Origin of the sequence: Mycobacterium sp., from assembly GCF_049683935.1 — a bacterium.
GTDB lineage: Bacteria > Actinomycetota > Actinomycetes > Mycobacteriales > Mycobacteriaceae > Mycobacterium.
In genome coordinates this window covers 1-7,788 of sequence record NZ_JBAUJR010000302.1, presented here as the reverse complement: position 1 = coordinate 7,788, position 7,788 = coordinate 1, and the positions used below count along the sequence as shown (strand labels likewise).

The window sequence follows — 7,788 nt, the reverse complement described above, 5'->3', positions numbered from 1 at the left end:
CCTGGAAGCTGCGTCGGGCGCGTTGGCGGCCGAGGCGCCGCTCGAGCCGGGCGCGTAGCCGGAGTCCACACCAGTCCTGCCACCGAACGGCACCGCAGAAGCGCCAGCACGCTCTGCGGTGCCGTTGCAGGTGCGCAAGGAGAGGAATGCGACCGGATTGAGTCCCCAAACAACCGTGTCGTAACACGAGCAACATCTGGCACATACGTAACATCAGCCCGTGCCGTGTCGTCGTCCCGCGCCATCGATACTGTTCACCGCGCTCGCGGCGACAGTGGTGCTGCTGCCCTGGTCGCTCAACGGCGCCCCCGATGACGACCAGTCCCCGGCGGCGGACGCCCCTCGAATGGTCCAGCAACCCCTGGCCGATCTGCGCGGTGGCGAGACCATCCGCGAGATCCATCAGGACGAGCCGTTCTCGATGGTCGCGCTGACATCGGAAGATCTCACCGGGACGAGCGCACGGATGCGCGCCAAGAAGGGCGACGGGTCCTGGGGCCCCTGGTACGAGGCCGAGCAACTCGGAGGGGTCGGCGCCGATCTGCCGGGCCCCCGCGGCACCGAGCCGGTGTTCATCGGCCGCACCAACACCGTGCAGATCGCCGTCACCCGACCTGCCGACGCCCCCGCCACCGGCAACACACCCGAACCGCATCGCGACGACGCCGGCCCGGAGTTGGGCTACGTGCCCGCCAACGTCGAACACCCCTTCGGGCAGAACATCAACGCGGTGCTGATCAGTCCCCCGCAGACGCCGGCAGACATGCTTCCGTTGCCGAACGCGGCCACCCCGCCGGGGCAACCACCGAACATCATCAACCGGGCGCAGTGGGGCGCCGACGAGGGCATGCGCTGCGGAGAACCCCGGTACGACAGGGGAATCCAGGCGGGCGTGGTGCACCACACCGCCGGCAGCAACGAGTACACGCCCGGCGACTCAGCAGGGATCATCAGATCGATCTACGAGTACCACACCCGCACCCTGGGCTGGTGCGACATCGCCTACAACGCGATGGTCGACAAGTACGGCCAGGTCTTCGAAGGCCGCGCGGGCGGCATGAACCGACCCGTCGAGGGCGCCCACACCGGTGGGTTCAACCACAACACGTGGGGCGTCGCGATGCTCGGCAACTTCGACGTGGTGCCGCCGACACCGATTCAATTGCGCACCACCGCAAGGCTGCTCGGCTGGGTTCTGGGTCAGGCTCGAGTCGATCCGCGCGGTGCGGTCGTGCTTCCGTCGGAAGGCGGCTCGTTCACCAAGTTCCCGTTCGGCGCCGCGCCGACGCTGCCCACGATCTTCACGCACCGCGACGTCGGCAACACCGAGTGCCCGGGCAACGCCGCCTACGCGCTGATGCCTCAGATCCGCGACATCGCGGCCCGCTTCAACGACCCGCCGGGGCCCGAGGAGTTGGCCGAATCACTGCGCGGGGGTGCGATCTTCGCCAAGTGGGACGCGCTCGGCGGCATGAACAGCTACCTCGGGAAGCCAACCTCGCCGGAGGCCCAGGGCCTGGGCGGGACACGCTATGTCACCTTCGAACGCGGCGCGGTCTACTGGTCTCCCGAGAGCGGCGCCGAACCTGTCACCGGCGAACTCTACAAGTCCTGGGGCGCACTGGGATTCGAGCGGGGCGCGCTGGGCCTGCCGACGAGCGCCGAGATCCCCACACCGCTGTGGATCGTGCAGAACTTCCAGCACGGCACCCTCAACTTCGACCGCGAGAAGGGCACGGTGACGCGCGTGGTCGACGGTGTCCCGGTCGAATTGCCACCACCGCCGGCCGATCTCGCCCCGATCCAGCTGGAGCGGTTCACCCCGCCGAGCAACCCCGTCTGAGCTCGACCCGCACTACAGCCACCACCGTTCGAGAACCCGGGCCACCCCGTCCTTGACGTTGGTGGCCGTCACCTCGTCGGCGGCGGCGACGGCATCGGGATGCGCGTTGCCCATGGCCACGCCCAGCCCTGCCCACCTCAGCATCGGCACATCGTTGGGCATGTCACCGAACGTCACCACCTCCGCGGCGATGATCCCCCTGGGCCGGGCCACCTCCTCGATACCGGTCGCCTTGCTGACCCCGAGCGGCATGATCTCCACCAGACCGTTGTTCGTGGAGTAGGTGATGTCCCCTTCGAGACCGATGTGAAGGGCAAGTTCAGCGGCCATGTCCGCGCTGCGGGCGCCGGCCTTGCGGATCAACAGTTTCACCGCGGGGGCGCTGAGCAGGTCGTCGATCGAGACTTCGGTGTTGTCGGGGTTGAGCCATGCGTGCTCGTAGCCCGGTGAGCTGACGAACTGCGGGGTTGCCGCGTCGTGCGCACTGCGACCCACCCGTTCGACGGCCAGCCCGGCACCGGGGATCACCCGGGTGGCGATCTCGGCCAGTTCGCCCAGCACATCCGCCGACAACGTTCGGGCCGAGATGATCTGGTCCGTCGACGGGTCGTAGACCACCGCACCATTGGCGCACACCGCCATCGGGGCGAAGCCCAGCTGGTCGACGATGGGACCGACCCAGCGCGGCGGTCGGCCGGTGGCGAGGACGAACTGGGCTCCCCCGTCGACCGCCGCACGTACCGCCGCCCGGGTTCTCGGGCTGACGTTCTCGTCGTCGTCGAGCAGTGTGCCGTCCACGTCGGTGGCGATCAGCGCCGGCTTGTGATCGCGTCCCCGCAACGGCTGGGTCATGTGTCGCCGGTCCGGCGTCGGGCCCGCTCCGCGAGTTCCGCCTCGTCGAGAGCCGTGGCCTCGACGGGTGTGGGCGCCGTGCCACCCAACCGTCGCGGTAGCCAGTACGCACCCTGGGCCCGCGGATAGTCTGCCTGCGCCGCAGTCAGCAACTGCGTCATCTCTGAACGCATGGTCGTCGTGATCTCCTCTACACTGCCGACAGGTGCAATGGGCTCACCCACGGCGACTCTCACTGGAAACTTTTTGCGCCCCAATGCTTTCGGATGATCTTTGGTCCATATGCGGTGCGCGCCCCAGACGATCAGCGGCACTATCGGCGCCCGCGCGTCCCGGGCCATCCGGACCGCACCCGTCTTGAACTCCTTGAGCTCGAAGCTTCGGCTGATGGTGGCTTCCGGATACACCCCGACGATTTCGCCGCGCCGCAGCGACTCCACCGCCGCCGCGTAGGCGCCACCGCCTGCCTGACGATCGACGGTGATCGTGCCGGTGTGCCCGATCAGCCAACCCACGACCTTGACCCTGCTCATCTCCGCCTTGATCATGAACCGCATCCGCCGCCCCCGTTGGTGGGCTGCCAACGCAGCGGGAACGAAGTCGACGTAGCCGGTGTGGTTGATCGCAACGACCGCGGCGCCGGAGGCGGGGATGTTCTCCAGTCCCTGATAGGTGATCCGTGTCCCGGTGACCCTCACCGCCAGTTTCGCCGCGAATTCGAGGGTGCGGAAAACCGGTTCCATCGGGCTTATCCCGGCGCCTCGGTGGATCCGTTGTGCTGCGCCCGGCGCGCCGCCTTCGCCGCGGCTTCCTCGGCGTCCAACCGGTTGGCGTCCGCGATCGTCGGCGCGCCACCGCCCAACCGGTGCGGCACCCAGAACTCACCGGGCGGATGCGAACCGTAGGCGTCCTGCACCTGCTCGAGCAGGTGCTGCATACGCGAATGCAACAGCGAGGTCAGTTCGGTGGCGGGCAACGTCGGTTCGATCGGCTTACCCACAGCAATCGAGACGGGGACCTTGGGACGCCACAACTTCTTCGGGTGGTCCTTGGTCCAGATGCGCTGCGCACCCCACACGATGTGCGGCACGATCGGCACGCCGGCGGCGATGGCCATCCGGGCCGCTCCGGACTTGAAATCCTTGATCTCGAAGCTGCGGCTGATCGTGGCTTCGGGGTACACGCCGACGAACTCGCCGTCGCGCAGCTTCTGGACCGCCTGCTCGAACGAGGCCGCACCGCTGTTCCTGTCGACCTCGATGTGCCGCATGCCCCGCATCAGCGGGCCGGTCTTCTTGTTGTCGAAGACCTCCTTTTTGGCCATGAACCGAACCTTGCGCCCGAGGTGCTGCTGATAGGCAGGAAGGCCCGCGAAGGTGAAGTCGAAGTAGCTGGTGTGATTGATCGCGATCACCGCACCGCCGGTACGCGGCAGGTTCTCCACCCCGGTGACGGTGAACGTGAGGCCCTGCACCCGCCACACCAGTCGGGCGAGCTGGATGGCTGTGCCGTATACCGGTTCCACGACGGCCAGCCTAGTCGCCTGTCCCTACCGAAACAGCCGCGACGTCGGTGCCGGTTGCACACCGTGGACATAGACGCTGGGATGTAGGGGTTTGCGACGCGCTGTGGCTCAGCTCATACCTGATCGGCCGCGGGGGGCGCCGCCACGCCGACGAGTGAGGAGTACCGATGACGACACCCGAGCCGGACGTCCAGGACGAGGCAGACGCGCCGCCGCCGCGGTGGCGGATCATCGGCCCCGGACTGGTGGTCGCGGCCACCGGCGTCGGTGCGGCCGACCTGGTCGCGACCCTGGTGGCCGGGTCCCGCTACGGCTACGCCCTGCTGTGGGTGGTGGTCGTCGGCGTGGTGATGAAGGTCGTGCTGGTCGAGGGCGCCGGCCGCTACACCCTCGCCACGGGGCGGACCATCTTCCAGGGCTGGCGGTCTCTGGGGAAGTGGACCACCATCTACTTCGCGCCCTACATCGTCATCTGGGGGTTCGTCTACGGCGCGGCCGCAATGTCCTCCAGCGCACTGCCGATCGTCGCGCTGTACCCGTCGCTGGACATCAAGCTCGTCGCGATCGTGTCCGGCATCGTCGGCTTCCTGCTCGTCTGGATGGGCAGCTACCAATTCTTCGAGAAGATCATCGCCGTACTGGTCGGCATCATGTTCGTCACCGTCGTCGGCGCAGCCATCGTCGCCTCCCCGAACATCCTCGAGATCGTCAAAGGCCTGCGGCCGATCATCCCCGACGGCTCGATCGTCTATGTGCTGGGCCTCGCAGGCGGCGTAGGGGGAACGATCACGCTGGCCGCATACGGCTACTGGCTACGGGAAAAGCAATGGACCACACCCCGGTTCATGCGGGTGATGCGCATCGACAACACCGCGGCCTATGCGATCACCGGGGTGTTCGTCGTCGCGATGCTGATCGTCGGCGCCGAACTGCTGTACTCGACGAACCTCGCGATCAGCACCGGCGAACGCGGACTGGTCGACCTCTCCGCCGTCCTCGACGAGCGCTACGGCGTCGTGTTCGGGCATGTGTTCCTGATCGGATTCTGGGCGGCCTCCTTCTCCTCGCTGATCGGGGTGTGGAACGGGGTCAGCCTGATGTTCGCCGACTTCGTCGGCCAGTTGAGGGGCCTGCCGGACGGCCACGAAGACACCCGCGTCGGCGGCCGCTACTTCAAGTGGTACGTCATCTGGTTGACGTTCCCGCCGATGGCGCTGCTCTGGCTCGGTCAGCCGGTCGGCCTGGTCCTGGCATACGGCGTTCTGGGGTCGTTGTTCATGCCGTTCCTGGCCGTGACGCTATTGCTGCTGCTGAACTCGAAGAAGATCCCCGACGGGTGGCGCAACCGCTGGCACACCAACATCGCGCTGGGCATCTGCGCCGTGCTGTTCGCGTGGCTCGGAGTCGACCAGGCCATCGGAGCGCTGAGCAAGGTGTTCTGAGGACAGCCGTGAGCGCTCCCACCGGACCGGTGCCCGTGCCTGCGGTTGGCGTACTACCGGGCTCGCTGGAACGACGAGCCCCTCCCGTCCGGCTAAGCTGAGACCCGAACCAAGTGTCACCAGAAGGGGTATTTGTGCAGGTCACGAGCGTCGGACACGCCGGCTTCCGAATCGACACCAAGGCCGGGAGCATCCTGTGTGACCCGTGGGTCAACCCGGCGTACTTCGCCTCCTGGTTCCCGTTCCCCGACAACAGCGGCCTGGACTGGCCGGCGCTCGGCGACGTGGACTACCTCTACGTCTCCCACCTGCACAAGGACCACTTCGATCCACGGAACCTGACCGAGCACGTCAACAAGGACGCCGTCGTGCTGCTGCCGGATTTCCCCGTGCCCGATCTGCGGCGCGAGCTCGAGAAGCTGGGATTCCACCGCTTCTTCGAGACGACGGATTCGGTCAAGCACCGGGTCAGCGGACCCAAGGGTGATCTGGACGTGATGGTCATCGCGTTGCGAGCTCCCGCCGACGGGCCCATCGGCGACTCGGGCCTCGTGGTTTCGGATGGCGAGACGGTCGTCTTCAACATGAACGACGCCCGGCCCGTGGATCTCGACGTCGTGCACGCCGACTTCGGGCAGATCGACGTGCACATGCTGCAGTACTCCGGGGCGATCTGGTACCCGATGGTCTACGACATGCCCGCCCGCGCCAAGGAGTCGTTCGGCATCCAGAAGCGCCAGCGCCAGATGGACCGGTGTCGGCAGTACATCACCCAGGTCGGCGCGACCTGGGTGATCCCGTCGGCTGGCCCCCCATGCTTCCTCGACGACGAGCTTCGTGACCTCAACGACGACCACGCCGATCCGGCCAACATCTTTCCCGACCAGATGGTCTTCCTGGACCAGATGCAGCTCCACGGCCACCACGGTGGCCTGCTGATGATGCCCGGCACCACCGCGGATTTCACCGGCTCCCAACTCGATTCGCTCACCCACCCGATCCCCGACGACGACGTGCGCGCCATCTTCACCACCGGCAAGGCCGACTACATCGCGGCGTACGCCGACCGGATGGCACCGGTGATCGCCGCGGAGAAGGCGGGTTGGGCAGGCGCCGCGGGAGAGCCCCTGCTGGAACCGCTACGGGATCTGTTCGAACCGATCATGCTCGCCGGGGATCAGATCTGTGACGGCATCGGCTACCCGGTCGAGCTCCGGCTCGGGGCCGAGACCGTGGTCTTGGACTTCCCGAAACGGGCTGTGCGCGAGGCGATCCCGGATGAGAAGTTTCGCTACGGCTTCGCCATCGCACCGGAGCTGGTGCGTACCGTCGTTCGCGATCGGGAGCCCGACTGGGTCAACACGATCTTCCTGTCCACCCGTTTCACGGCGTGGCGGGTCGGCGGGTACAACGAGTACCTGTACACGTTCTTCAAGTGTCTGACCGACGAGCGGATCGCCTACGCCGACGGCTGGTTCGCCGAAACACACGACGACAGCGCATCGATCACGTTGGACGGCTGGGAGATCCAGCGTCGCTGCCCGCACCTGAAGGCCGATCTCTCGAAGTTCGGTGTGGTGGAGGGCACGACGCTGACGTGCAACCTGCACGGCTGGCAGTGGAACCTGCAGAACGGCAGGTGCCTGACCACCAGGGGCCACGAACTACGGTCCGCGAAGCTGTGACCACCACGCCGCGGTTCTACGACGACGGCCTGATCCAACTGGATCAGGAGGCGCTGACGCTGCGCCGCTATCACTTCCCGTCAGGGACGTCGAAGATCATCCGACTGCGTGACATCCGCGGCTACCGCACCAGCCCGCTCGGACTGTTCCTGGATCGGTTCCGCATCTGGGGCACCTCTGATCTGAAGCGGTGGCTGCCGCTGGATGTGCGGCGGCCACTGAAGTCCACGCTGGTGACCCTCGATGTGCCCGGTTCCTTCCCGGATCCGGCGTGCACCCCCGTGCGGCCGACAGAGTTCGTCGACCTCCTCGAGGACCTGTTGACGAAGTCGCGGTAGCCGGCGTCACCGCTCCCGCAGGACGGTGGTCTCCAGCGCCCGCTGGACCTGCCGCATCGCGGTCCGGCCCGCGACGCTCGCCGCTCGCCGGACCGCGTTCGGC

General features: G+C 67.1%; 7 protein-coding genes. 4 read left to right on the top strand and 3 right to left on the bottom strand.

Annotation, left to right across the window (positions count from 1 at the left end; genetic code table 11):
* Positions 1-220 precede the first annotated feature (220 nt).
* Entirely contained in the window at positions 221-1,843 is a 1,623-nt protein-coding gene (locus tag WA965_RS17565; protein WP_526300729.1) for an N-acetylmuramoyl-L-alanine amidase, read from the top strand.
* A gap of 12 nt (positions 1,844-1,855) precedes the next feature.
* Here WA965_RS17565 and WA965_RS17560 read toward each other — a convergent pair whose 3' ends face one another.
* Genes WA965_RS17560 through WA965_RS17550 form a run of 3 tightly spaced genes read right to left on the bottom strand, consistent with a single transcriptional unit; the run spans position 1,856 to position 4,220 of the window.
* A complete protein-coding gene (locus tag WA965_RS17560) occupies positions 1,856-2,695 on the bottom strand; it encodes a Cof-type HAD-IIB family hydrolase (protein WP_526300727.1) in 840 nt (279 codons plus the stop codon).
* Positions 2,692-3,438 (bottom strand): lysophospholipid acyltransferase family protein, encoded by a 747-nt coding sequence (locus tag WA965_RS17555; protein ID WP_526300725.1) that lies wholly within the window; start codon positions 3,436-3,438, stop codon positions 2,692-2,694. Before WA965_RS17555 ends, WA965_RS17560 begins: the two co-directional genes overlap by 4 nt.
* 5 nt (positions 3,439-3,443) lie before the next feature.
* Positions 3,444-4,220 carry a lysophospholipid acyltransferase family protein gene (locus WA965_RS17550; RefSeq protein ID WP_526300723.1) on the bottom strand — a complete coding sequence of 259 codons (777 nt, stop codon included), beginning with the start codon at positions 4,218-4,220 and terminating at the stop codon, positions 3,444-3,446.
* A gap of 167 nt (positions 4,221-4,387) precedes the next feature.
* Between WA965_RS17550 and WA965_RS17545 the strand changes: the two genes are divergently transcribed.
* The 3 genes from WA965_RS17545 (at position 4,388) to WA965_RS17535 (ending at position 7,685) form a co-directional block, all read left to right on the top strand.
* Positions 4,388-5,662, top strand: a complete 1,275-nt coding sequence (locus WA965_RS17545; RefSeq protein WP_526300721.1) for an Nramp family divalent metal transporter — start codon at positions 4,388-4,390, stop codon at positions 5,660-5,662.
* Positions 5,663-5,796: 134 nt separating this feature from the next.
* Complete coding sequence (locus WA965_RS17540; protein WP_526300719.1) at positions 5,797-7,347, top strand: Rieske 2Fe-2S domain-containing protein; 1,551 nt, start codon at positions 5,797-5,799, stop codon at positions 7,345-7,347.
* On the top strand, positions 7,344-7,685 hold the full coding sequence (locus WA965_RS17535) for a hypothetical protein (protein ID WP_526300718.1): 342 nt from the start codon (positions 7,344-7,346) through the stop codon (positions 7,683-7,685). Before WA965_RS17540 ends, WA965_RS17535 begins: the two co-directional genes overlap by 4 nt.
* The last annotated feature ends 103 nt before the right edge of the window (positions 7,686-7,788 follow it).

Bases quoted from the DNA above. Each gene is read 5' to 3' on its own strand.
- WA965_RS17560 (WP_526300727.1), bottom strand. From the start codon at position 2,695: ATGACCCAGCCGTTGCGGGGACGCGATCACAAGCCGGCGCTGATCGCC.
- WA965_RS17555 (WP_526300725.1), bottom strand. From the start codon at position 3,438: ATGGAACCGGTTTTCCGCACCCTCGAATTCGCGGCGAAACTGGCGGTG.
- WA965_RS17545 (WP_526300721.1), top strand. From the start codon at position 4,388: ATGACGACACCCGAGCCGGACGTCCAGGACGAGGCAGACGCGCCGCCG.